This is a genomic window from Lysobacter hankyongensis, assembly GCF_039543145.1.
Lineage (GTDB): Bacteria > Pseudomonadota > Gammaproteobacteria > Xanthomonadales > Xanthomonadaceae > Lysobacter_I > Lysobacter_I hankyongensis.
The window spans coordinates 643826-667147 of record NZ_BAABJE010000001.1 but is presented as its reverse complement, the minus strand read 5'-3'; the positions used below and the strand labels follow the sequence as shown (position 1 = coordinate 667147).

The window sequence follows — 23322 nt, the reverse complement described above, 5'->3', positions numbered from 1 at the left end:
GGGAATCCCTCAGCGCCCGGCAGGCACGGAGGACGGCATGGCTGCGGCGCCCAGCAGGCCGACGCGGTAGCCGTTCTGCTGCAACATCTTCGTGGCCTGCGAACTCGAACGCACGAGGATCAAGAGTCCGATCAGCGGCACGAACATGAACACGAGCATCAGGATGCGATAGATCATCGGTGTATCGAGACCCGACCACATCCGAAACAGGCCCATGAACGACATGACGAACATCGCAACGACCATGGCCACGATCAGCAGGCCGAGCACGCTCGCCATGGCCGGATCGCTGCCGCTCAACGCCGACAACGCGCCCATGCCGAAGTAGAGCAGGATCGACCAGATGACCAGCCGCTGGCCGGTGCGCACTTTTTCCAGACGCTCGCGATCGGCCGCGGTATGCGTCCTGGTCTGTTCGATGTTGGCCTGCGGCGGGCTGTAGGGATTGCTGCTCAAGCCTGCGGACCTCAGACCGTCTGCGCGCGCAGCGCCGGCGCCCGCCGACGCAGCAGCGCGAAGCCGCCGAACAGCAGCGCCGAGTAGAAGAGCGTGCCGAGCACGGTCCACTGGAAGAACGGAATCGCGGCGACGTAGGCCGCGACCAGGCCGGCGCCGGTCTGCGGGTACATCGTCCCGCCGAACCAGGTGAAGAAGTTGGTGACCACGAAGAACAGCACCGAGCCGGCGAGCGAGTAGCCCAGCACGTTCGCGCCGTTGGCCCTGCCGCGCAGGCCGAAGCCCATCGCCGACGACAGCGCGATGCACAGATAGACCGACCAGAAGCCGAGGCTGGCGACGTAGTCGAGATAGCTGCCGCCGTGGATCAGGCCCAGCGCCACGTCGGACAGCACCATCGCGATCAGCGGGATCACGACGGCCCAGCCGCGATGGGCGAAATACGCGCCGCCGAACAGGGCCATGGCTTCCACCGGCGAGAAATTCGGCGGATGCGGCAGCAGGCGGCTGAGCGCGGCGAGGGCGATCATCGCGGCCAGCATGAGCGGGCCGGGCGCCAGCAGGCCGCGGGGGTCTTGGCCGGAGGAAGAGGAGGAAGCGGAAGCGGTCATCGGCGGTCGCAGGCGGGAGAGGACACGGAGGCGTTAGCATAACGCAATGTCTCCGCCCGACCCCGTGCCGCAGAGCCCGGCATCTCCCGCGTCTCCGCCCGCCCCGGCGGCGTCCGAAACCATGCACGATGTCCTGATCGTCGGCGGCGGCCTGGTCGGCGCCAGTCTCGCCATCGCGCTGGACCGCCTCGGCCACAAGATCGGCCTCGATGTCGGTCTGCTCGAAGCCGCGCCCGCCGGCGCGCTGCCCGCGGTGTTCGACCAGCGCAACCTCAGTCTCGCCGAGGCCAGCGTCCATGCGCTGCGCGCGCTCGACGTGCTGCCGCGCCTGCGTGCGCCTTCCGGCGCCATCGCCCGCATCCACATCAGCCGCGATGGCGACTTCGGTCGGGTGTTGCTGAATGCGCGCGATTACGGTCGCGACGCCTTCGGCCAAGTGGTGGTGGCGCGGGACTTCGGCGAGGCCCTGGAGGCGAAGCTCGCCGATCTGCCGCGGCTGGTGCGTCATCGCCCGGCGCGCTTCACAGGTTTCGCCGCGGACGGCGGCGATGGACTGCGCCGCGCGCGAATCGCCACCGACGACGGCGAACGCCTGATCGCGGCCCGGCTGGTGGTGGCCGCCGACGGTACCGCCAGCGCGGTGCGCGATGCGCTGGGCATCGCGGTCGAACGCCACGACTACGGCCAGACCCTGTTCGTGGCCCGGGCGCGCGCCGAGCGAGCGCCCGACGGCACCGCCTGGGAACGTTTCACCGATCACGGCCCCACCGCGGTGCTGCCGCGCGGCGATGGCCACTACGGCACCATCCACGGGGTCGCCGCCGACGAGGCCGATGCTGTCGCCGCACTCGACGACGCGGCTTATCTCGACCGCCTGCAGCGCGCGTTCGGCTGGCGCGCAGGCCGTCTGCTTTCGGTCGGCCCGCGCAGCGCCTATCCGATCGTGCGCGTGCTCGCCGAGCGTCTGGTCGCGCCGCGCGCCGCCGTGATCGGCAACGCCGCACAGACCCTGCATCCGATCGGCGCGCAGGGGTTCAACCTCGGCCTGCGCGATGCCTTGACCCTGGTCGAATGCATCGATGCCGCGCATGCGCGCGGCGAGGACATCGGCGGCGACGCCGTGCTCGCCGCCTACGCGCAGCGCCGCCGCGACGACCGCGAACGCACGCTCGCGTTCTCCGACGGTCTCGCGCGGTTGACGTCCAACACAGCGCCTCTGTTGTCGCCGCTGCGCAGTCTGGGCCTGTTCGCCATCGATCATGACGCCGCATTGCGTGCGCTGCTGGTCGGCGGCGCGATGGGATATCGCGGCGACGTTCCGCAATTGTGCCGTTCGCCATCTTGCCGTGGAGCCGCCGCATGACCCGTCGCAGCATCGAACGTCGTGGCGCCGCCGGCCGTCGCGCGGACGTCGCCATCGTCGGCGGTGGCGTGGTCGGCGCGGCCTGCGCGCTGGCGCTGGCGCAGCAGGGCCTGCAGGTCGTCCTGATCGAACACGCGGAGCCACCGGTCTGGTCGGCCGATGCCCCCGATTCGCGCGTCTACGCGTTCGCGCCCGACAACGCCGCGCTGCTCGCATCGCTGGGCGTGTGGGACGCGGTGACCGCGGCCCGCGCGCATCCGTACCGGCGCATGCGGGTGTGGGATGCGGCCGGCGGCGACGAGCTGCGTTTCGATGCCGATGCCTTCGCGGTGACCCAACTCGGCTGGATCGTCGAACACGCGCTGCTGCAGGATCGGCTGTGGGCGGCGCTGCGCAAGTCCGATGTCGTCCTGCGCTGCGGCGCGAAGGTGGTCGCGCTGGAGCAGGACGCCGGCGATGTGCCCGACGGCATCGCGACGCTCGAACTCGACGATGGTCTGCGCGTCGAAGCGCGGATCGCGATCGCCGCCGACGGCGGCCGTTCGACCCTGCGCGAACGCGCGGGCATCGCGACGAAGACCGAAGACTACGCGCAGCGCGGCGTGGTCGCCTACGTCGCGACCGAGCGTCCGCACGAAGACACCGCATGGCAGCGTTTCCTGCCCACCGGGCCGCTGGCGTTCCTGCCGTGCGCGTCGTGGCCCCATGCAGCACACGTCAGTTCGATCGTGTGGACGCTGCCCGAGGCCGAGGCCGTGCGCGTGGCCGCGCTCGACGATGCGATGTTCGCCGAAGAATTGACCCGCGCCTTCGCTTCGCGCCTCGGTGCATGCCGCCCGCTGACGCCGCGCGTCGCGTTTCCGCTGCGTCGCCAGCTCGCCGATGCCTACGTCGCCGGCCGCGTGCTCGCCATCGGCGACGCCGCGCACGTCGTGCATCCGCTGGCGGGGCAGGGCGTGAATCTCGGCCTGCGCGACGTGAGCGCCCTGCGCAACGCCGTCGCCGACGCGCAGTCGCGCAAGGCCGACTGGACCGCCCCCCACCGGCTGCAACGCTGGTCCCGCGCCCGCCGCAGCGACGCCACCGCCTCCGCCCAGGCCTTCAGCCTCATCAACCGGGTCTTCTCGAACGATGCCGTCGCGCCGACCCTGCTGCGCGGGCATGCGCTCGGCCTGGTCGGCAGGCTCGCGCCGTTGAACCGGGCGCTGTGGCGGCATGCGGCGGGGGTGTGAGGCGTTAACGTGATCGATGCCGCCGGCCGTGGACGCCGTGCGGTATCCGCTCCGCAGGCGGACGCGCGCCGCTGACGTCGCGGGCCGCAGGCGCTTCGCGAGCACCGGACATCCAGTCTCGAATCCGCGCGGACAGTCGCCGAACTGTCATATCGACCCGGCACACTGCATTCATTCGATTATTCTGGAATCATGGAACTCAAAGACGCCACCCTTGCCTTGGCCGCCCTGGGACAGAGCACCCGCCTGTCGGTCTTCCGCCTGCTCGTCGAGGCCGGCCGCGACGGTCGAATGGCCGGCGAGATCGCCGAGCGCCTGTCGCTGCCGGGGGCGACGCTGTCCTTCCACCTCAAGGAACTCGTCGCGGCGGGCCTGATCCAGGGCGAACAGCGCGGGCGCCAGATCTGCTATCGCGCCCATTTCGAGGCCATGAATGCCCTGATCGACTTCCTGACCCACAACTGCTGCGCCGGCGATCCCGATGCGGAATGCCTGCCGTCGGTGCCCGCCGCGGGCAAGGGCTGCCGGCCGTGAGCGTCCCGCTGCCCACGCGGGGCGGGGCGCCCGATCGCCGCCGCCGGCAGAGCACGCGTGAATCCTTCCGACTGTTCGATCTTCCAAAACTGGACATCCGATCATGACCCTTCGTGTTGGCATCAACGGCTTCGGCCGCATGGGACGACTGACGCTGCGCGCCGCCTGGGGCGACTCCGCGCTCACGTTCGTCTGCATCAACGATTCCGCAGGCGATGCGGCGACGCTCGCGCATCTGCTGAATTTCGATTCGGTGCACGGACGCTGGCGCCACGAGGCGACCCACGATGGCGATGCGCTCGTCATCGATGGTGTCCGCATCCCGGTCACCCGCAACAAGGACATCGCCGCGACCGACTGGTCGGGATGCGATGTGGTGGTCGAAGCCTCCGGCAAGTTCCGCAAGCCGGACGTGCTGCAGCCGTATCTGGACCAGGGCGTGAAGCGCGTCGTCGTGACCGCGCCGGTGAAATCGGCGGGCGCGCTGGACGTGGTGGTGGGCGTGAATCATCAGCGCTTCGATCCCGCGCAACACCGCATCGTGTCGGCCGCGTCCTGCACCACCAACTGCCTCGCGCCGGTGGTGAAGGTCATCCACGAAGCGCTCGGCATCCGCCACGGCAGCCTGACCACGATCCACAGCCTGACCAACACCCAGGTCATCGTCGATGCGCCGCACAAGGACCTCCGGCGCGCGCGCGCCTGCGGCAGCAGCCTGATCCCGACCTCGACCGGCTCCGCCACCGCCATCGCCGAAATTTTTCCGGAACTGAAGGGGCGGCTCAACGGGCATGCGGTGCGGGTGCCGCTGACCAACGCGTCCCTGACCGACTGCGTGTTCGAGGTCGAGCGCGCGACGACCGTCGAAGAGGTCAACGCCCTGTTGCAGGCGGCGTCCGAAGGCGAACTGAAGGGAATCCTTGGATATGAAACACGGCCGCTGGTGTCGATCGACTTCCTGACCGATCCGCGCTCCAGCATCGTCGATGCCTTGTCGACGATGGTGATCAACGGCACCCAGGTGAAGATCTATGCCTGGTACGACAACGAATGGGGCTACGTGAATCGCACTGCCGAGCTGGTGCGGCTGGTCGGCCGGGCAGGTTGATCGCATGCGGTCGCGACTCTCCACGCCAGGCGTTTCGCCCGACGTGCGCCAGTATCTGCTGATCACCGGCAACTACTGGGCGTTCACGCTCACCGACGGCGCGCTGCGCATGCTGGTGGTGCTGCATTTCCATGCGCTGGGCTACAGCCCGCTGCAGGTCGCGATGCTGTTCCTGTTCTACGAAGTGTTCGGCGTCGTCACCAATCTGGTCGGCGGCTGGCTGGGCGCGCGCCTCGGCCTGAATCGCACCATGAACATCGGTCTGGCGATGCAGGTCGTGGCGCTGACGATGCTGCTGGTGCCCGGCGCGTGGCTGACCGTGCCGTGGGTGATGTCGGCCCAGGCGCTGTCGGGCATCGCCAAGGACCTCAACAAGATGAGCGCCAAGAGCAGCATCAAGCTGCTAGTGCCGGACGACCGGCAAGGCGCGCTGTATCGATGGGTCGCCGCGCTCACCGGATCGAAGAACGCGCTGAAAGGCGTCGGCTTCTTCCTCGGTGGCGCGTTGCTGACCACGGTGGGATTCGCGCCTGCCGTCGCGATCATGGCCGGCGCGTTGCTGGTGGTCTGGCTGCTCAGTCTGATGCTGTTGAAGCGCGATCTCGGCAAGGCCAAGGCCAAGCCGAAGTTCCGCGACCTGTTCTCGAAGAGCCGGGCGATCAATCTGCTGTCGGCGGCGCGCCTGTGCCTGTTCGGCGCGCGCGACGTGTGGTTCGTGGTGGCGTTGCCGGTGTTCCTGTCGACGTCGCTGGGCTGGGATTTCTGGCAGGTGGGCGGATTTCTCGCCGCGTGGATCATCGGTTACGGCATCGTGCAGTCGATCGCACCGCATGTCACCGGTCGCCGCGGCGGCCGATTGCCGGATGGCCGCGCGGCCTTCGTCTGGGCGCTGGCGCTGGCGACGATCCCCGCCGCGATGGCGATCCTGCTGGCGCAGGATGCGCCGGCGCAGACCGTTCTCGTCGCGGGGCTGACGCTCTTCGGCGTGCTGTTCGCGATCAATTCGTCGATGCACAGCTATCTGATCGTGAGCTACGCCGCCGAGGACGGTGTCTCGCTGGATGTCGGCTTCTATTACATGGCGAACGCGATGGGCCGACTGCTCGGGACGGTGCTGTCCGGCTGGTTGTTCCAGTCGTACGGACTGGCGATGTGCCTGGCCGTCTCCGCGGGTCTGGTCGCGGTCGCGGCCATCGTATCGCTGTTCCTGCCGCGGCATGGGGCGACCTGACGCCTATCGCCGCCGCCTCGCGTCGTATCGCAGGTTCGACATCGCCATGCCCCGCGCGCATGATCCGCAGCCTCGTCCTCCGTCGCACCGCCCGGCCCCATGATCCTGCACTGGTCCTTCGATCCCGTCCTGTTCTCGCTCGGTCCGCTCACGGTGCGCTGGTACGGGCTGTTGTTCGTCGGCGGCTTCTTCGCCGGGCAGTGGCTGCTGGCGCGGATGTTCAAGGCCGAAGGCGTGGCGCCGGGGCAGGCGGAGCGGTTGTTGATGTACGCGCTGCTGGGCAGCATCGTCGGTGCGCGCCTGGTGCACTGCCTGTTCTACGAGCCGGCGTATTACCTGTCCAACCCGCTCGCGATCCTGCGCATCTGGGAGGGCGGGCTGGCCAGTCATGGCGGCCTGATCGGTCTGGTGGTCGGCCTGTGGCTGGCCCGCCGCGGCGCGCAGCCGCCGTTGCCGCTGCCCTGGCTGCTCGATCGCGTGTCGATGCCGGCGATGGTGGCCGCGGTGTGCATCCGTGTCGCGAATTTCCTCAATTCCGAAATCGTCGGCGAGCCGACCGGCGGCGCGTGGGGCGTGGTGTTCGAGGCGGTCGATGGCGTGCCGCGGCATCCCGCGCAGCTGTACGAAGCGGCGGCCTATGCGCTGATCCTCGTCGTGCTGACCGTGGTCTACCGGCGTTGCGCGCGCACACCGCCGACCTGGCTGCTGACCGGACTGTGCCTGCTGCTGACCTTCCTCGCGCGCATCGCGATCGAGTTCTTCAAGACTCCGCAGGCCGCCTACGAGGCCGGCCAGGCGTTCAGCGTCGGCCAGTGGCTGAGCCTGCCGTTCGTGCTGTTGGGCCTGGTGCTGGTGGTGCGTGCGCTGCGACGGCGCTGAGGCGCGGGGTATCCGCTATGCTGCAGTCGATCGCCTGATCGCACGATACGGGGAAACATCAGCATGTCGCTTCCGGAGCCATCCCGCCGTTTCCTGTGCGCGCTCGCGCTCGCTGCATCGCTGTCGTTGTCCGCCTGCGGCGAGCAGCCCGTGCGTTACAGCGGCACCACGCTGATCGTGCAGGGCACGGAGTACGAGCGCAGCCGCGACAAGGATTACGACAGCCTCTGGGGCCAGGGCGCCGTGCTGGTGACGCCGCGACCCGGGCGCGAAGCCGAGGTGGACGCACTGCTCAGGGAATTTTCGTTGACGGTGATCCCCAAAGCGCCGGCGACGTCGGGCACGCCGATGATCGTCGCCGTGCCGGTCGGATTCGAGGAGCAATGGGCCACCGCGCTGTCGGCGCAGCCCAGCGTGTTCACCACCGCGAACGAAGATCCCACCGTGGACCGGCGCTGAGGCGGAGATTCGCGATTCGATCCGCGCTCCCGATACGACATTCCCGGTGGTCGGTTGTCCTCTCGCCGGGCTGTGATGCCAATGAGATCCGACCACGCGCTTTTCCGGTCAATCCCGTTCTGTTATCACGCATCAGGTGTCCCTGGACGGTCGTGAGATGAACGAAATCAATCCGTATGCGCCGCCGGAGGCGGCGGTGGTCGACATCGGAGCGCAGGCGCCTGCGCTCTGGAATCCCGGAGCGGCCACCGCCTGGTGTCTGCTGTTCACGCCGGCCTTCGGTGCGATTCTGCAGATGAAGAATTGGCATGCGCTCGGCGAACCCGCGAGAGCCGCGAGATCGCGGGCCTGGGCGATCGGCACTGCGGTCTTCACCGTGCTGGTCGCCATCGCCGGGATTGCGTTGCCGATATCGCTCGCAGTCGACCGCGCGCTGAACCTGTCGAGTTTCGTGCTGCTGCTGGTTTGGTATTTCGCAGATGGACGCGAACAGGTGGTTTTCGTGAAGGCCCGGTTCGGCGCGGGTTATCCGCGCCGCCGTTGGATGGCGCCGCTGCTCATCGGGTTGGCCGTGCTCCTGGCTTTTTCCCTGCTCGCGATGGCGGCGCTGTTCGTGGTCATGCGCGCGCGGGGCGAGCTCTGATGCGGCATTTCCGATGCGGCATTTCGGCCGCGATCACGCGCTCTTCGCCAACTCGCTCCAGTCTTCGTGCAGGCCGCATTCGCGCTTGAGGCCGAAGAAGCGGGTGTCTTCCGCGTTCATGCCGTCTTCCAGCCGCCGCGTGGTGTGGATGTCGCCGATCGAGACATAGCCTTCGTGCCACAGCGGGTGATAGGGCAGGCCGTGGGCTTCGAGATATTTCCAGACGTCGCGGTCGGTCCAGTCGGCGATCGGGTGCAGTTTCCAGCGGCCGTCGCGCAGTTCGAGGAAATCGATCGCGGCGCGGCTGCTGGACTGGGTGCGACGCAGACCGGCGATCCAGGTGCGCACGCCGAGTTCGCGCAGGGCGCGCTGCATCGGTTCGACCTTGCGCAGCTGGTTGTAGCGCTGGATGCCTTCGATGCCGTTTTCCCAGAGTTTGCCGTGACGCGCTTCCATCCATGCGATCCCGACCTGCGGCCGGTAGACCTTGAGGTTCAGCGACAGGCGCTCGGTGAGTTCGTCGATGAAGCGGTAGGTTTCCGGGAACAGATAGCCGGTGTCGACGACGATCACCGGGATGTCCGCCTTGGCCTGCGTGCTCATGTGCAGCGCGACCGCGGCCTGCGCGCCGAAGCTCGACGACACCGCGTGATGGCCTGCGAGATGTTCGACCGCCCAGGCGACGCGCGCTTCGGCGCTTTGCGCGCCGAGCCACTGGTTGAGTTCGGCGAGCGCCTGCGGCGATTCGGCGGCGGTGACGGGGTCTGGAAGGCTCATGCGACCAACTCCAATGGCAGCGTCCGGCTGCCGGTACTGTCGATGGAAACGATGCCGCCGCGGACGAGGAAGTCGCCGAAGCGTTCGCCCGGTTCGCGTTCGCCGGCGTAGCGCCGGAACAGCGGGTCGAGCGTGTCGAGAATGGCGGCCTCGTCGATGTTTTCGCGGTAGAGCGTGTTGAGGCGCTGGCCGCGGTGATCGGCGCCGATCATCAGGTTGTAGCGGCCCGGAGCCTTGCCGACCAGCGCGATCTCGCCGAGGTACGGCCGCGAGCAGCCGTTCGGGCAACCGCTCAGGCGGATGTGCATATCGGCGCCGTCGAGGCCATGCTTCGTCAGCAGCGCGTCGATGCGGTCGACGAACGCGGGCAGATAGCGCTCGGCTTCGGCCATCGCCAGGCCGCAGGTCGGCAGGGCGACGCAGGCCAGGGCCGCCTTGCGCACCGGCGATGCGGCGACGTGGGTGTCGAGGCCGTACTCGCGCACCAGCGCATCGACGATGTCGCGCTGGGCCGCGTCGAGATTCGCGATCAGCAGGTTCTGGTTCGCGGTGAGGCGGAATTCCGGCGCCGCGCCGACGGCCCGGTCGTGTTCGACGTCGAGCACGCGCGCGATTTCGCGCAAACCGCTGAGATGGCGCAGACCGTCGCGGTCCCAGATGCGGCCGGCGATGATCCGCAGGTTGAGGTGCCACAGACCGTCGTCGCCCATGCTGTCGTCGCTCTGGGACCAACCGAAGGTGTCGGTGTTGTGGTCGAACGCGAACGCGCGCGCCGGCGCGAACGTCAGGCCCGCCCGACGCTCCACTTCGGCCTTGAACGCGTCCAGGCCGCGGTCGTCGATGGTGTACTTCAGGCGCGCGCGCTTGCGCACCGCGCGGTTGCCCCAGTCGCGCTGGGTGGTGACCACCGCTTCGCCGACCGCGATCACCTGCTCCGGCGTGATGAAGCCGATGACGTTGGCGACCCGCGGATAGGTTTCGGGGTCGCCGTGGGTCGCGCCCATGCCACCGCCGACGCTGACGTTGTAGCCGGCGAGCCGGCCGTCCTCGATCACGGCGATGTAGCCGAGATCCTGCGCGAACACATCGATGTCGTTCGACGGCGGGACCGCGAAGCCGATCTTGAACTTGCGCGGCAGGTACAGCGCGCCGTAGATCGGTTCTTCTTCCTCGCCGCTGCCGGCGACCTTCTCTTCGTCGAGCCAGATTTCGTAGTAAGCGCGGCTGTTGGGCAGCAGATGCTTCGACAGCGCTTCGGCCTGCGCCTGCACCGTGGTGTGCACCTGCGAGAGGTAGGGATTGGCGGCGACCGCGATGTTGCGATTGACGTCGCCGCAGGCGGCGAGGGTGTCGATCAGCGCGGCGTTGATCGCCTGCATCGTCTTCTTCAGATCGCGCTTGATCACGCCGTGGAACTGGAAGGCCTGGCGGGTGGTCACGCGCAGGCCGCGCTCGGCCCAGGTGGTCGCGATCGCGTCGAGCTTCAGCCACTGCGCCGGCGTCACCACGCCGCCCGGGGTGCGGGTGCGGATCATGAACGAGAAGTCGGGCTCCAGCTTCTGGCGGCGGCGCTCGTCGCGCACGTCGCGGTCGTCCTGCTGGTAGCTGCCGTGGTACTTGATCAGGGTCTGGTCGTCTTCGGCCAGCGCGCCGGTGATCTGGTTCGCGAGCGACGCCACCAGCGTGCCGCGGAGGCGGCCGCTCTGGCGTTTGATGTCTTCGACCGAATGCGCGCTCATCTCAGTACACGTCCCGCGCGTAGCGGCCCTGCGCCTGCAGCGCGTTGAGGTAGTCCGCGGCGTCCTCGGCGGACTTGCCGCCGTGGGTGGCGATGGCGTCGAGCAGCGCCGCGTGCACGTCCTTGGCCATGCGCGTGGCGTCGCCGCAGACGTAGAGGTGCGCACCGTTCTCCAGCCAAGCGAAGAGTTCGCGGCCGTGCTCGCGCAGTTTGTGCTGCACGTAGACCTTCTGCGCCTGATCGCGCGAGAACGCCAGGTCGAGGCGGTGCAGACTGCCGCGCTTCAGCGCGTCCTGCCATTCGACCTGGTAGAGGAAATCGGTGCGCGCGTGCGGATTGCCGAACAGCAGCCAGTTGCGGCCGCCGGCTCCGACGACCTCGCGCTCCTGCACGAAGCCGCGGAACGGGGCGACGCCGGTGCCGGGGCCGATCATGATCACGTCCCGCGACGCGTCCGCCGGCAGGCGGAAACGCTCGTTGCGTTCGATGAACACCGGCAGCGATGCGCCTTCCTCGCGGGTGGCGAGATGGTGCGAACCCGCGCCCCAGCGCAGCGCGTCGCCGTGAAGATATTCGACGTGGGCGACGGTGAGATGCGCTTCGTCGCCGACGGCCTTGCGGCTGGAGGCGATGGAATACAGCCGGGGCTGCAGCGGACGCAGCGCTTCGACCAGCTGTTCGGCGGTCCACGCGCCGGGATGTTCGCGCAGCAGATCGATGACCTGCGAGCCGGCCATCAGCGCGGCGAGGCCGTCGCGCTGGTCGGGCGCCAGCAGGCGATTCAGATCTTCGCTGCCGGCGTGCGCGGCGTGGGTGGCGACGAACGGCCGGCTGAGGCGGGTGATCTCGCGCTTGCGGCCGAGCCATTCGCGCAGCGGCAGGGTGTCGGTGCCGAGGGTCACCGGCGCGTCGACGTCGAGGTCGAGCGCCTCGGCCATGGCCTGCACCAGCGCCGGCGGGTTCTCGATCCACACGCCCAGCGCGTCGCCGGGCTCGTAGTCGAGGCCGCTGTCGGCCAGCGACAGCTCCATGTGACGGATGTCTTTGTCGGAACCGCGGCCGCTGATCGGCAGGTTCGCCAGCAGTTCGGCCGCGAACGGGCGCTCGCGGGTCCACGCGGCCGGGGCCTGCGCATGCGGACGCAGCGGGGTCACGCTGGCGAGGGTCAGGGCGGGGGATTTCGCCTTCAGCGCATCCTTCGCTTCGGCGAACAGGGTCGCCGACCACGGCGCGGCCACGGTGTCGATATCGAGGTCGGCGTCGCCGCGCGCGATCCAGCGCTGCGCGCCGAGGGCTTCGAAACGGGCGTCGAGGCGCTGGCCGATGGCGCAGAACTGCGGGTAGCTGGAATCGCCGAGACCGAGCACCGCGTAGCGCAGCTGCGGCAGTTTCGGGGCGCGCTTGCCGTCGATGAATTCGACCAGCGCCCGGGCATCGTCCGGCGGATCGCCGTCGCCCTGGGTGCTGATCACGATCGCGAGGAAGCGCTCGTCCTTGAGCTCCCGAGTCGGATACGCATCGGCGCGCAGCAGGCGCACCGGAAGGCCTTCGCCTTCGAATTTCGCGACCAGCGCCTCGGCCACCCGGCGGGCATTGCCGGTCTGGCTGCCGTAAACCACCGTCAGGCGGCCGCGCTCCGCGGCGTCGGCGACGGTCTCGACAGGCGCATGCGCCGACGCCACGGCGACCGCACCGCTCTGGGCGCGGGCCAGGCCGGCGGCATAGCCGGACAGCCACCACAGCCCGGCGCTGTCCAGGCTCTCGGTCAGCCGGGCGATCTGGGCGCCGGTCTCGGCGGCGATCGGCGACTGTGCGGGGAAGGCGTGGGTCGCAGCGGGCTGGGCAGGGGACATGGTGGGGTCTGCTGTCCGGGTGGATGGACGGGAGTTCAGCCTAGGCCCGCCCCCTACGGTGCGGAAAGGAGCGGTCGTTATGCGCTTATGCCCGGCTGCACTTTCAGCCTCGGAAGCGCTCCCCGATACTGCAGGTCCGTCGCGGGATGGCGTCTCGACGATCCGGCGACCGTGTCGGAAGCCCCGTCGCCGTCGCCCGGCATGCCAAAGCACACACAGGACATCATGTCGTACCCAGCGTTGAGTCACCTCGATCGGCTCGAAGCCGAGAGCATCCACATCCTGCGCGAAGTGGCGGCCGAGTTCCGCAACCCGGTCATGCTGTACTCGATCGGCAAGGACAGCTCGGTGCTGCTGCATCTGCTGCAGAAGGCGTTCGCGCCCGCGCGCTCGCCCATTCCGCTGATGCACATCGACACCGGCTGGAAGTTCCGCGAGATGATCGCCTTCCGCGACCGCCGCGCCGGCGAGACCGGCATTCCGCTGCGGGTGCACACCAATCCCGACGGCGTGGCCCAGGGCATCGGCCCGATCACCCACGGCGCCACCGTGCACACCGACGTGATGAAGACCCAGGCGCTGAAGCAGGCGCTGGATCTGGGCGGTTTCGATGCGGCCATCGGCGGCGCCCGCCGCGACGAGGAGAAGTCGCGGGCCAAGGAGCGGGTGTTCTCGTTCCGCAGCGCGCAGCACCGCTGGGACCCGAAGAACCAGCGTCCCGAACTGTGGAGCCTGTACAACACCCGCATCCACAAGGGCGAATCGGTGCGCGTGTTCCCGATCTCCAACTGGACCGAGCTCGACGTGTGGCTGTACATCTACCGCGAGAAGATCCCGGTGCCGTCGCTGTATTTCGCCCAGGAACGCCCGGTCGTCGATCGCGACGGCGCGCTGATCATGGTCGACGACGAACGCCTGCCGCTGCATCCGGGCGAAACCCCGGCGATGCGCCGCGTGCGCTTCCGCACCCTCGGCTGCTATCCGCTGACCGGCGCGATCGAGTCCGAGGCCGATACGCTGGAGAAGATCATCGCCGAGATGCTGGTCGCGACCACCTCCGAACGCCAGGGTCGGGTGATCGACCACGACCCATCGGCGTCGATGGAAAAGAAGAAACAGGAGGGCTATTTCTGATGAACGTCGCCCTCACTTCCGTGATCGATGCCGACGCCGCCGTCGCCGCCTATCTCGAACAGCACGAGCGCAAGCAGTTGCTCCGCTTCATCACCTGCGGCAGCGTCGACGACGGCAAGAGCACGCTCATCGGCCGCCTGCTGCACGACACCAAGCTGCTGCTGGACGACCAGCTGGCGGCGCTCGAAGCCGACAGCCTCCGGCACGGCACCCAGAACGGCCAGATCGATTTCGCGCTGCTGGTCGACGGCCTGCAGGCCGAACGCGAGCAGGGCATCACCATCGACGTGGCGTACCGGTTCTTCAGCACCGACCGCCGCAAGTTCATCGTCGCCGACTGCCCCGGCCACGAGCAGTACACCCGCAACATGGCCACCGGCGCGTCCACCGCGGATCTCGCGATCGTACTGGTCGACGCGCGCAAGGGCCTGCTCACCCAGACCCGTCGGCACAGCTACATCGTTTCGCTGCTGGGCATCCGCCACGTGGTGCTGGCGGTGAACAAGATGGATCTCGTCGACCACGACGAAGCGGTGTTCGCGCGGATCGTCGACGACTACCGCGCGCTGGCCGCGCAGCTCGGTATCCCGCAGGTCACCTGCATTCCGCTGTCGGCGCTCAACGGCGACAACATGCTGTCGGCCTCGACGCGGATGCCGTGGTACGCCGGCACCACCCTGCTGGAACACCTGGAAACGGTGGAGATCGACGACGACCGCCGCGACCTGGGGCTGCGCCTGCCGGTGCAGTGGGTGTGCCGGCCGGACCAGAATTTCCGCGGTTTCGCCGGCACCATCGTGTCCGGCGCGGTGGACGTGGGCGACGAGATCGTCGCACTGCCGTCCGGGCGCCGCTCGCGGGTCGCGCGCATCGTCTCCGGCGACGACGATCTCGAGACCGCCGTCCGCGGGCAGGCGGTGACGCTGACCCTGGAAGACGAGATCGACATCAGCCGCGGCGATGTCATCGCCGCCGCGGATTCCCCGCCGGAAGTCGCCGATCAGTTCGCCGCGCACCTGCTGTGGATGGGCGAGCACGCGCTGCTGCCGGGACGTCCGTACTGGCTGAAGATCGGCGCGCGCACCGTCGGCGCCTCGGTCACCGAGATCAAGCACCGCGTCGACGTGAACACGCAGGAGCATCTCGCCGCCAAGCATCTCGAACTCAACGAAGTCGGCGTCTGCAATCTGCATCTCGACCAGCCGGTGACCTTCGAGGCCTATGCCGACAGCCGCGAGCTCGGCGGCTTCATCCTGATCGACCGCCAGACCAACGCCACCGTGGCCGCGGGCACCCTGGACTTCGCGCTGCGCCGCGCCGCCAACATCCACTGGCAGCACCTGGAAGTGGACAAGGCCGCGCGCGCCCGCAGCATGGGCCAGACGCCGCGCTGCGTCTGGTTCACGGGCCTGTCGGGCTCGGGCAAGTCGACGGTCGCCAATTTGGTCGACAAGCGGCTGATGGCGATGGGCCTGCACACCTACACGCTCGATGGCGACAACGTGCGCCACGGCCTCAACAAGGACCTCGGTTTCAGCGACGAGGACCGGGTCGAGAACATCCGCCGCGTCGCCGAAGTCGCGAAGCTGATGGTGGATGCGGGGCTGATCGTGCTGGTGAGCTTCATCTCGCCGTTCCGCGCCGAACGGCGACTGGCGCGCGAGCTGTTCGACGCCGGCGAATTCGTCGAGGTCTTCGTCGACACTCCGTTGGAAGTCGCCGAAAGCCGAGACGTGAAGGGGCTGTACGCCAAGGCCCGCGCCGGCAAGATCCCGAACTTCACCGGCATCGATTCGCCGTACGAAGTGCCGGAAGCGCCGGAGCTGCGGCTGGATACGATGGCCGCCTCGTCGGAAGCGCTGGCGGAGCAGGTGGTGGCGCGGCTGCTGGGCGGCTGAGGCGCTGCGCTTCCGGTAGAGCGGGCTTCAGCCCGCTGCACCTGGCGTTAGTGCGGCCTGACCAGTCATTCGACTGTTGAACACCGGGCTGCTGTGTTCCGGGCGTGGAGCAGCGGCCTGAAGGCCGCTCTACCTTCTATCGCCCCGCCATGCGCAGGAAAAAGAAACGCCCGGCGCGAGGCCGGGCGTTTCGCGTTGCGTGCGTCTTTCAGCGTTTCCTGCGGATCATCTCGAACACGAACAGCAGCACGACCGCGGCGAGGATGGCGACCGCCCATGTCATCCAGCCGTGGCCGGGATAGACGTAGCCGCCGATGGCGGCACCGGCGATGCCGAGCAGGATGGTCAGGATCCAGCCCATCGAATCCGCGCCGGGCTTGATCAGCCGGGCGAGGATGCCGATCACGGCGCCGCCGATGATGTAACCCAGGATGCCTTCGAACATGCGGGTGCCTCCTCTGGAAACGGGCGTCGGATCGACGCACCCGCATCCTACGCCCGATACGTCCGCCGCATGCGCCCTCCGCCTCCGGAAACGAGACGCCCCGGCGTGCCGGGGCGTCGAAGAAGCCTGTCGTGAGGGTCGCGTCAGCAGCAGCCGTGCTCGCCGTGATGATGGCCGCCGGCCACGGCGGCGACGCCGGTGGTCTCGCCGCGGACGCTGGCGTTGCGATGTTCCGCGATCACCCGCGAGACGCAGGCGGTGACCCGCTTGCCCATCGGGATGTGCAGGAATTCGTTGGGGCCGTGCGCGTTGGAATGCGGGCCGAGCACGCCGGTGATCATGAACTGCGCGCCGGGGAACTTCTCGCCGAGCATGCCCATGAACGGGATCGTGCCGCCTTCGCCCATGTACATCGCCGGCTGGCCGAAGAATTCGCGGCTCGACGCGTCGATCGCCTGTTCCAGCCACGGCGTCATCGTCGGCGCGTTCCAGCCGGTGGAGTCCTTTTCGAGATTCAGCGACACCTCGGCGCCGTACGGCGGATCGCGCAGCAGCGCCTCGCTCAGCAGTTCGCCGGCGCGCTTGCCGTCCAGCGTCGGCGGCAGGCGCAGGCTCAGCTTCACCGAGGTGAAGGGGCGCAGCACGTTGCCGGCCGACGACAGCGGCGGCATGCCGTCGACGCCGGTCACCGACAGCGCCGGGCGCCAGGTGCGGTTGAGCACGAGTTCGGTGAGATCCGCATGCATCGGCGACATGCCGGGCAGGAACGGGAACTTGTCGTAGATCGCGGTGCCGAGCACTTCGGAACAGGTGCGCGCCTGGGCGAGACGGTCGGCCGGAATGTCCACGTGCAGGCCGTCGAGCAGGATGCGGCCGCTGTCCTGGTCCTCGATCCGCGACAGCAGCTGGCGCAGCACGCGGAAGCTCGAAGGCACGATGCCGGACGCGTCGCCCGAGTGCACGCCTTCGTTGAGCACCTTCACCGTGAGATTGCCGCCGGCGAGGCCGCGCAGCGACGTGGTGCACCACAGCTGGTCGTAGTTGCCGCAGCCGGAATCGAGGCAGACCACCAGCGATGGCCTGCCGATGCGCGCGGCGAGATGGTCGACGTAGGCGGGCAGGTCGTAGCTGCCGGATTCCTCGCAGGCTTCGATCATCACCACGCAGCGCGCGTGCGGCACGCCCTGTTCCTGCAGGGCCTGCACCGCGGCGATCGAACCGAAGATCGCGTAGCCGTCGTCGGCGCCGCCGCGGCCGTACAGGCGATCGCCCTTGATCACGGGCGTCCACGGGCCGAGGTCGTCGTCCCAGCCGGTCATTTCCGGCTGCTTGTCGAGATGGCCGTACAGCAGGATGCAGTCGTCGCCGGTGCCGGCATCGGCGCTGGCCGGGATGTCGACGAAGATCAGCGGCGTGCGGCCTTCGAGGCGCACCACTTCGACCTGCATGCCCGGCACGTTCTGCGCGCGCGCCCAGCGCTCCATCAATCCGACCGCATCGTCCATGTAGCCGTGGGCGACCCAGTCGGCGTCGAACATCGGCGACTTGTTGGGGATGCGGATGTATTCGACGAGCTGCGGAACGATCTCGTCGTCCCATTTGGCGCCGACGAAGCGATCGACTTTGCTGATGTCCATGCGGGGATTCTTGGCCGGGAAAGGATGGCGGGATTGTACGCCCGGCGCTTAGAGCGTGTTATGCACTTTTTGATAGGCCGCGAAGGTCGTCTGCGCGCCTGAGCCAAGGCGCGCGCCGTAGCCAAGGCTGGTGGCCTTGGCAAGGTGCGCAACGCCGGACCGGGCGCGCAGACGGCCTTCCCTTCGGGTTGCGCCCCTGTGGCGCCGATCCTGCGGCCCATGACTTGCCTTGGCCACCAGCCAAGGCTGCGTCACGGAACCTTGTCTCGGCGCCACAGGCTGCGCAACGCGGCCTACCAAAAAGTGCATAACACGCTCTGGTGGGCGCCCGTGCCCGGCCGGCGGGGTAGGACTTTTCCGACACCCGCGTGCGCCATCGCCCGGCCCGCGGGCGGGTGGTCCGGCGATGGGTCGGGACAGGCCGAATCCGGAGACTGTCCCTGTCGACGCGAACTTGCTACGGCGAGGTCGCCGACAGCGAAGACCGCAACCGGTCCGAACCGTCAAACCAGCTCGTCAAACCAGACCCACACATCCATCCAACCCCTCATTCAAACCATCATCAAAGGAGCATCACCATGCATCTGTCCAACAACACCTCGTTCTTCGGCCGCACCCTCGCCACCGTCGCCCTTTCGCTGGCCCTGATGGGCAGCGCCTTCGCCGCCGAGAAGGTCAATATCAACGCCGCCGATGCGGCCACCCTCGACCGCGTGCTGGTCAACGTCGGTCCCTCCAAGGCCGAGGCCATCGTCGCCTATCGCAAGGCGCACGGTCCGTTCCGCAGCGCCGAACAGCTGGCCCAGGTGCAGGGCATCGGCCTGAAGACGGTGGAGAAAAACCGCGAGATGATCGTGCTCGGCGGTGCCGCCGCCGCGGCGCCGGCCCGTCCGGCCGCGGCGAAGGCCCCGGTCGCGGCGCCGAAGAAGCGCTGAGCGCGGACCGACCCGCATCCCGGGCTTCGCGCCGCGGGCACCGGACCCGGGAAGGAACCGCACGACGACGGCCGCGAGCGATCGCGGCCTTCGTCGTTCCGCCTCCGCTACACTCGCGCCCGCTGCATTTCCGCCCACTGCACTCCTGTATGTCCCGTCCGGAGACCGGCATGACCTCGCATCCGCAGTCGCCTCTGCGCCTCCTTCCCGCCCACGAATACCGGCGCGAGCGCTGGCGCAACGGCTTCGGCTGGACCCGGGAGATCCTGCGGTCGACCGATTGCGACGCCGGACGCGGCGACGACTGGGACTGGCGGCTGTCGATCGCCGAAATCGAATGCGACGGGCCGTTCTCGTCGTTCCCGGGCATCGACCGCGAACTGGTGCTGCTGCACGGCAATGGCGTGCGCCTGCGTTTCGACGACGGCGAGGTGCGCGAAGCGGCGCCGCCGCACGGCCGCGTTCGTTTCGCCGGCGAACGCACGGTGTCCGGCGAACTGATCGACGGACCGACCCACGATTTCAATCTGATGTGGCGTCGCGACCGCATCGACGCGGACCTGTGGCATCGGCCGCTGGTGGGTTCGATGGTGTTGTTCGTCGAACCAGGCGAGCGTTGGGTGGTGCACGTGCTGTCCGGACACGCGCACTGCAGCGATGGCGCGATGCGATGCACCGCCGCGATGAGCGATAGCTTGCTTCTATCGACGAGCGATGCGCGCCATCGCTTTGCAATCGATGGCGGTGGTGAAGTGCTGATCATCCGCATGCGCAGGCGCGATCGCGAAGTGTGACCATCGGCGCCAACACGTCGCGAAGCGGGTCGAGGAATCCATCGCGGTGCTCGCCGCATGCCCGAATTTCCCGGAGATTTCCGCGAAATGTCGACGGATGTTGAGAATGATCAATATTCCATGCGTGGTGGATCACTAACCTGCGCGGCACTTTACCCGCGCAAGGGGAGCGACCATGGGATTCATGCTGCACACGTCCGGCGAGCATCAGTGCATCGCCTTCAACGATCTGGTGCGAGGCGAGGACGGTGTGCAGGCCAACCAGTTCCTGGTCAAGCACGGCAATCATTCGGCGCTGATCGATCCGGGCGGCTCGCTGCTGTACACGCCGCTGGTGCTGGCGCTCGGCCGGCATGTGCGTCCGCACCAGATCGATCTGGTGCTGTGCTCGCACCAGGATCCGGACATCATCGGTTCGGTCGACAAGTGGCTGCTCTACACGCAGGCCACGGTGGTGTGCTCGAAGCTGTGGGGACGGTTCGTGCCGCATCTGGTGCCGCACTACATGGAGAACGCCGGACGCGAGCGCTATCTGCTGGTCGAGGACGAAGGCGCGCGCATCGAGCTGGGGTCGACCGAGATCATCGCCCTGCCGGCGCATTTCCTGCATTCGGTCGGCAATCTCTCGTTCTTCGATCCGGTCAGCCGGATCCTGTTCTCCGGCGACATCTGTTCTGGCCTGGTATCGAGCGGCACGCCGTATGGATTCGTCGAGGATTTCGAAAGCTACCGGCCGTGCATGGAAGGGTTCCATCGCCGCTACATGGCCGGCAACCGCGCGGTGCGGCTGTGGGTGGACATGGTCCGCGAACTCGATCCGCAGATGATCGTGCCGCAGCACGGCATGCCGTTCCAGGGCGAGACGCAGCGCGCGATGCTCGAGTGGCTGTACGGCCTGCCCTGCGGCGTCGATCTCATGGGCCCGGCGAACTATCGCGCGAAGGTGCTGCGCCCGCCGGTGCCGGCGAATTTCTGAAACGGCGCGTGCGCGCTCAGTACACGTCGCGGCGATAGCGCCGCTGCCGCTGGAGATCCGCCAGCGCATCGCGGCCCAGCAGCGTCGCCAGCGCATCGTCCACCGCGGGCGCCATGCCCGCGGCGCTGCCGCAGACCAGCACGCTGGCGCCGTCCGCGATCCAGGCGCGCAGGGCGTCGCCGTGCGTCGGCAGCAGGTCCTGGACGTAATGCGGTTGTCCCTCGTCGCGCGAGAACGCGAGATCGATCCGCGCCAGCGTGCCGTCGTTGCGCCAACCGTCGAGTTCGTCGGCCCAGTACAGATCGCAGCTGCGCTGGCGTTCGCCGAACAGCAGCCAGGCGCGGCCCGCGCCCGCGGCGGCGCGCGCGGCCAGATGCGCGCGCAGGCCGGCGAGCCCGGTGCCGTTGCCGATCAGGATCAGCGGCGCATCGAACGCGGGCGGGTGGAAACCGGGATTGCGCCGGATCCGCAGCGCGATGTCCTCGCCGATCGCGGCGTGCTCGCAGAGCCAGCCGCTGCCCAGCCCCGGATGCCCTTCGGGCGTGCGCATGCGCCGCACGAGCAGGCGCAGATGTCCTTCGCCGGGGATCGAGGCGATCGAATAGTCGCGATGCGGCAGCGGTTCCAGCCGCGCCGCGAGCGTCGCCGCATCGATGCCGTCCGCCACCGACGCCGGGTCCGGCCAGCGCGAGCGCGCCAGGAGTTCGTGCAGCGCGAGGGTGTCGCCGTCGTGATGGATCCTGACGTTGCCGTCGAGCGCATGCGCCTGCAGCCAGGCATCGACCGCTTCGGCGGCGTGCCGCGGGCCGATCTCGGCGATGTCGCCGGCCGTCCATGCGAGTTCGCCGGCCTCCGGCCACAGCCGCAGTTCGCAGGTCGCGCCGCCGAGACTGCCGGGGTTGAGCGTGCGCCGCGCGCACAGCCGCCACGCGCCGTACTGCGCCGGCGACCAGTCGGGGCGATCCGCGGCCGGCGCCATGCCCGGCAACTGCGCGAGATCGTGCTGCCATCGACGCAAGGCGCCGCCGTCGCCGTTGTCGACGTCGATCAGATCGAACAGCGGCTGCGCGCCGCAGCGGCGCAACCAGTCGTCGAGCGCATGACCGAAGGCGCAGTAGCGCGCGTAGCGGCGGTCGCCCAGCGCCAGCACCGCGTACTGCAGGCCGGCCAGCGACGGTGTCGCCGACATCGTGTCGTCGACGAAGGCCAGGGCCGTGTCCGGCGGATCGCCTTCGCCGGTGGTGCTGACCACGAACAGCGCCAGCGGCGCGCGCGCGAGTCGCGCGGCGTCCAGCGATCCCAGCGGCTGCAGCGCCGGCGACAGGCCGCCGTCGCGCAGCCCTGCGGCGGTGAGTTCGGCGATGCGCTCGGCGAAACCGGTCTGGCTGGCGTGCACGACCAGCGCTGCGATCGCGGTCTGTGCGCGATCGGCATCGGCGTGGCCCGATGCGCGCCGCCGCTGCGTGCGCAGCCACAGCGCGCAGGCGACGACGTAGACGATGAGGCATGCCGTCGCCGCGATCGTGCGCGACATCGCGGGCGCGCCGTGCGGCCACGGCGCGCGCTGCAGGGCGAACGCCAGCAGCGCGATCGCCGCCAATGCGCCGAGGACCAGCCATTGGCCGAAGGTTTCGAGGTATTTCGTGCCGCGCGTCATTCCGCGATTTCCGACAACGCCTCGAAGCGCGGCGACAGGCGTTCGCGCAGACGATCGCCATCGCGGACGAGGAAGCGCACGGCGAAGTCGTGGGTGCGGGCGAACGCCAGTCCTGCGTCGGCGCCCATCACGGTCAGCGCGGTGGCCCAGGCATCGGCCCGCATCGCGCTGTCCGCGATCACGGTGGTGGCGACCGGCGCGTCGGCGAGCGCGCGGCCGCTGCGCGGATCGAGCGTATGCGCGTGGCGCACGCCGTCGTGTTCGAACGCATGCCAGCGGTCGCCGGAGGTGGCCACCGCGAGACCGTCGAGCACGACCGCGCGCAGCGGCGGCGCGTCCGCCGCGGCCACCGCTGCGGCGTCTTCGGCGCAGGCCTCGATCAGCACGCGCCAGCGGCCGCCGTCGGGTTTGCGGCCGTAGCCGACGAGTTCGCCGCCGACTTCGACCAGCGCGGCGGGCACCGAGCGCGCGCGCAGCGCGCGCGCGACGAGATCGGCGCCATAGCCCTTCGCGATCGCGGAGAGATCGAGCGCGACGCCGCCCGGTTGGATCAACGTGGACGTGGCGGCATCGAACGACAGCCGGCGCCAGCCGGCGTTCGCGCGCAGCGGCGCGAGCATCGCGTCGGCCGGGACGGCGTGGGCCGACGCCGATGGGCCGAAGCCCCAGGCGTCGACCAGCGCGCCGAGCGTGGGATCGAAGGCGCCGTCGCTGGCTGCGGCGATGTCCAGCGCGCAGCGCATCACCTCGGCGAATTCGGCCGGCAAGGTCCACGCGCTTCCGGCCGTCGCGTGGTTGTAGCGGCTCAGGTCGCTGTCTTCGCGCCAATGGCTCATCTGCGCCACCACACGATCCAGTGCGGACTGCGCGACCGTGTGCAGGACGTGCGCATCCGTGCCCGGCGCGCAGACCGCGCGCACCGACCAGGTCGTGCCCATCGTCGTGCCGCCGAGCGCGATCAT

Annotated in this window: 22 protein-coding genes; 13 read left to right on the top strand and 9 right to left on the bottom strand. The window is 68.9% G+C overall.

Annotated features, from left to right (window positions below):
- Positions 1-9: 9 nt before the first annotated feature.
- Positions 10-456 (bottom strand): hypothetical protein, encoded by a 447-nt coding sequence (locus ABD974_RS03050; protein WP_345301778.1) that lies wholly within the window; start codon positions 454-456, stop codon positions 10-12.
- 11 nt (positions 457-467) lie between these two features.
- Complete coding sequence (locus ABD974_RS03045) at positions 468-1067, bottom strand: DUF6580 family putative transport protein (RefSeq protein ID WP_345301777.1); 600 nt, start codon at positions 1065-1067, stop codon at positions 468-470.
- A 121-nt stretch (positions 1068-1188) separates the two neighbouring features.
- Here ABD974_RS03045 and ubiH point away from each other — a divergent pair, with 121 nt between their 5' ends.
- The 8 genes from ubiH to ABD974_RS03005 all read left to right on the top strand — a co-directional run bounded on the left by ubiH (position 1189) and on the right by ABD974_RS03005 (position 8516).
- Positions 1189-2430, top strand: coding sequence for a 2-octaprenyl-6-methoxyphenyl hydroxylase (gene ubiH / locus ABD974_RS03040; protein WP_345301776.1), 1242 nt, complete (start codon positions 1189-1191; stop codon positions 2428-2430).
- The gene (locus ABD974_RS03035; RefSeq protein ID WP_345301775.1) at positions 2427-3662 is read left to right on the top strand and encodes an FAD-dependent oxidoreductase; all 1236 of its coding nucleotides are present in this window, start codon (positions 2427-2429) and stop codon (positions 3660-3662) included. The genes ubiH and ABD974_RS03035 overlap by 4 nt, the downstream gene beginning before the upstream one ends.
- 192 nt (positions 3663-3854) lie before the next feature.
- Positions 3855-4196, top strand: a complete 342-nt coding sequence (locus ABD974_RS03030; protein WP_345301774.1) for an ArsR/SmtB family transcription factor — start codon at positions 3855-3857, stop codon at positions 4194-4196.
- A gap of 103 nt (positions 4197-4299) precedes the next feature.
- Entirely contained in the window at positions 4300-5304 is a 1005-nt protein-coding gene (locus ABD974_RS03025; RefSeq protein ID WP_345301773.1) for an ArsJ-associated glyceraldehyde-3-phosphate dehydrogenase, read from the top strand.
- Between the two features lie 4 nt (positions 5305-5308).
- Positions 5309-6535 (top strand): organoarsenical effux MFS transporter ArsJ, encoded by a 1227-nt coding sequence (gene arsJ, locus ABD974_RS03020; RefSeq protein ID WP_345301772.1) that lies wholly within the window; start codon positions 5309-5311, stop codon positions 6533-6535.
- Positions 6536-6634: 99 nt separating this feature from the next.
- On the top strand, positions 6635-7414 hold the full coding sequence (gene lgt / locus ABD974_RS03015; RefSeq protein WP_345301771.1) for a prolipoprotein diacylglyceryl transferase: 780 nt from the start codon (positions 6635-6637) through the stop codon (positions 7412-7414).
- A 63-nt stretch (positions 7415-7477) separates the two neighbouring features.
- Positions 7478-7873, top strand: coding sequence for a hypothetical protein (locus ABD974_RS03010; protein WP_345301770.1), 396 nt, complete (start codon positions 7478-7480; stop codon positions 7871-7873).
- 136 nt (positions 7874-8009) lie between these two features.
- Positions 8010-8516 carry a hypothetical protein gene (locus tag ABD974_RS03005; RefSeq protein WP_345301769.1) on the top strand — a complete coding sequence of 169 codons (507 nt, stop codon included), beginning with the start codon at positions 8010-8012 and terminating at the stop codon, positions 8514-8516.
- Between the two features lie 33 nt (positions 8517-8549).
- Here ABD974_RS03005 and ABD974_RS03000 read toward each other — a convergent pair whose 3' ends face one another.
- Genes ABD974_RS03000 through ABD974_RS02990 form a run of 3 tightly spaced genes read right to left on the bottom strand, consistent with a single transcriptional unit; the run spans position 8550 to position 12884 of the window.
- Entirely contained in the window at positions 8550-9293 is a 744-nt protein-coding gene (locus tag ABD974_RS03000) for a phosphoadenylyl-sulfate reductase (protein ID WP_345301768.1), read from the bottom strand.
- A complete protein-coding gene (gene cysI, locus ABD974_RS02995) occupies positions 9290-11032 on the bottom strand; it encodes an assimilatory sulfite reductase (NADPH) hemoprotein subunit (protein ID WP_345301767.1) in 1743 nt (580 codons plus the stop codon). The genes ABD974_RS03000 and cysI overlap by 4 nt, the downstream gene beginning before the upstream one ends.
- A gap of 1 nt (position 11033) precedes the next feature.
- Positions 11034-12884, bottom strand: a complete 1851-nt coding sequence (locus tag ABD974_RS02990) for an assimilatory sulfite reductase (NADPH) flavoprotein subunit (RefSeq protein ID WP_345301766.1) — start codon at positions 12882-12884, stop codon at positions 11034-11036.
- 225 nt (positions 12885-13109) lie between these two features.
- Between ABD974_RS02990 and cysD the strand changes: the two genes are divergently transcribed.
- A complete protein-coding gene (cysD, locus tag ABD974_RS02985) occupies positions 13110-14018 on the top strand; it encodes a sulfate adenylyltransferase subunit CysD (RefSeq protein ID WP_345301765.1) in 909 nt (302 codons plus the stop codon).
- The gene (cysN, locus tag ABD974_RS02980) at positions 14018-15916 is read left to right on the top strand and encodes a sulfate adenylyltransferase subunit CysN (protein WP_345301764.1); all 1899 of its coding nucleotides are present in this window, start codon (positions 14018-14020) and stop codon (positions 15914-15916) included. The genes cysD and cysN overlap by 1 nt, the downstream gene beginning before the upstream one ends.
- Before the next feature lie 208 nt (positions 15917-16124).
- Here the strand turns inward: cysN and ABD974_RS02975 are convergent, their stop codons facing one another.
- Both ABD974_RS02975 and ABD974_RS02970 read right to left on the bottom strand, forming a co-directional pair.
- Positions 16125-16361: a GlsB/YeaQ/YmgE family stress response membrane protein gene (locus ABD974_RS02975; protein WP_345301763.1), complete on the bottom strand. Its 237-nt coding sequence runs from the start codon at positions 16359-16361 to the stop codon at positions 16125-16127.
- Between the two features lie 143 nt (positions 16362-16504).
- Positions 16505-17998: a M20 family metallopeptidase gene (locus ABD974_RS02970; protein ID WP_345301762.1), complete on the bottom strand. Its 1494-nt coding sequence runs from the start codon at positions 17996-17998 to the stop codon at positions 16505-16507.
- A 578-nt stretch (positions 17999-18576) separates the two neighbouring features.
- Here ABD974_RS02970 and ABD974_RS02965 point away from each other — a divergent pair.
- From ABD974_RS02965 to ABD974_RS02955, 3 genes are all read left to right on the top strand, one after another.
- On the top strand, positions 18577-18933 hold the full coding sequence (locus ABD974_RS02965) for a ComEA family DNA-binding protein (protein WP_345301761.1): 357 nt from the start codon (positions 18577-18579) through the stop codon (positions 18931-18933).
- A 170-nt stretch (positions 18934-19103) separates the two neighbouring features.
- Positions 19104-19727, top strand: coding sequence for a HutD/Ves family protein (locus ABD974_RS02960; RefSeq protein ID WP_345301760.1), 624 nt, complete (start codon positions 19104-19106; stop codon positions 19725-19727).
- 175 nt (positions 19728-19902) lie between these two features.
- Positions 19903-20703: an oxygen-binding di-iron domain-containing protein gene (locus ABD974_RS02955; RefSeq protein WP_345301759.1), complete on the top strand. Its 801-nt coding sequence runs from the start codon at positions 19903-19905 to the stop codon at positions 20701-20703.
- Between the two features lie 16 nt (positions 20704-20719).
- Here ABD974_RS02955 and ABD974_RS02950 read toward each other — a convergent pair whose 3' ends face one another.
- Together ABD974_RS02950 and ABD974_RS02945 are read right to left on the bottom strand one after the other, a co-directional pair.
- Positions 20720-22360, bottom strand: a complete 1641-nt coding sequence (locus ABD974_RS02950; protein WP_345301758.1) for a flavodoxin domain-containing protein — start codon at positions 22358-22360, stop codon at positions 20720-20722.
- Complete coding sequence (locus ABD974_RS02945) at positions 22357-23322, bottom strand: FAD:protein FMN transferase (RefSeq protein ID WP_345301960.1); 966 nt, start codon at positions 23320-23322, stop codon at positions 22357-22359. The genes ABD974_RS02950 and ABD974_RS02945 overlap by 4 nt, the downstream gene beginning before the upstream one ends.

What these genes read in the sequence shown, in the direction of transcription:
- ABD974_RS03045 (WP_345301777.1), bottom strand. Translation starts at nt 1,067, where the DNA reads ATGACCGCTTCCGCTTCCTCCTCTTCCTCCGGCCAAGACCCCCGCGGC.
- ubiH (WP_345301776.1), top strand. Translation starts at nt 1,189, where the DNA reads ATGCACGATGTCCTGATCGTCGGCGGCGGCCTGGTCGGCGCCAGTCTC.
- ABD974_RS03035 (WP_345301775.1), top strand. Translation starts at nt 2,427, where the DNA reads ATGACCCGTCGCAGCATCGAACGTCGTGGCGCCGCCGGCCGTCGCGCG.
- ABD974_RS03030 (WP_345301774.1), top strand. Translation starts at nt 3,855, where the DNA reads ATGGAACTCAAAGACGCCACCCTTGCCTTGGCCGCCCTGGGACAGAGC.
- ABD974_RS03025 (WP_345301773.1), top strand. Translation starts at nt 4,300, where the DNA reads ATGACCCTTCGTGTTGGCATCAACGGCTTCGGCCGCATGGGACGACTG.
- arsJ (WP_345301772.1), top strand. Translation starts at nt 5,309, where the DNA reads ATGCGGTCGCGACTCTCCACGCCAGGCGTTTCGCCCGACGTGCGCCAG.
- lgt (WP_345301771.1), top strand. Translation starts at nt 6,635, where the DNA reads ATGATCCTGCACTGGTCCTTCGATCCCGTCCTGTTCTCGCTCGGTCCG.
- ABD974_RS03010 (WP_345301770.1), top strand. Translation starts at nt 7,478, where the DNA reads ATGTCGCTTCCGGAGCCATCCCGCCGTTTCCTGTGCGCGCTCGCGCTC.
- ABD974_RS03000 (WP_345301768.1), bottom strand. Translation starts at nt 9,293, where the DNA reads ATGAGCCTTCCAGACCCCGTCACCGCCGCCGAATCGCCGCAGGCGCTC.
- cysI (WP_345301767.1), bottom strand. Translation starts at nt 11,032, where the DNA reads ATGAGCGCGCATTCGGTCGAAGACATCAAACGCCAGAGCGGCCGCCTC.
- ABD974_RS02990 (WP_345301766.1), bottom strand. Translation starts at nt 12,884, where the DNA reads ATGTCCCCTGCCCAGCCCGCTGCGACCCACGCCTTCCCCGCACAGTCG.
- cysD (WP_345301765.1), top strand. Translation starts at nt 13,110, where the DNA reads ATGTCGTACCCAGCGTTGAGTCACCTCGATCGGCTCGAAGCCGAGAGC.
- cysN (WP_345301764.1), top strand. Translation starts at nt 14,018, where the DNA reads ATGAACGTCGCCCTCACTTCCGTGATCGATGCCGACGCCGCCGTCGCC.
- ABD974_RS02975 (WP_345301763.1), bottom strand. Translation starts at nt 16,361, where the DNA reads ATGTTCGAAGGCATCCTGGGTTACATCATCGGCGGCGCCGTGATCGGC.
- ABD974_RS02970 (WP_345301762.1), bottom strand. Translation starts at nt 17,998, where the DNA reads ATGGACATCAGCAAAGTCGATCGCTTCGTCGGCGCCAAATGGGACGAC.
- ABD974_RS02965 (WP_345301761.1), top strand. Translation starts at nt 18,577, where the DNA reads ATGCATCTGTCCAACAACACCTCGTTCTTCGGCCGCACCCTCGCCACC.
- ABD974_RS02960 (WP_345301760.1), top strand. Translation starts at nt 19,104, where the DNA reads ATGACCTCGCATCCGCAGTCGCCTCTGCGCCTCCTTCCCGCCCACGAA.
- ABD974_RS02955 (WP_345301759.1), top strand. Translation starts at nt 19,903, where the DNA reads ATGGGATTCATGCTGCACACGTCCGGCGAGCATCAGTGCATCGCCTTC.
- ABD974_RS02950 (WP_345301758.1), bottom strand. Translation starts at nt 22,360, where the DNA reads ATGACGCGCGGCACGAAATACCTCGAAACCTTCGGCCAATGGCTGGTC.
- ABD974_RS02945 (WP_345301960.1), bottom strand. Translation starts at nt 23,322, where the DNA reads ATGATCGCGCTCGGCGGCACGACGATGGGCACGACCTGGTCGGTGCGC.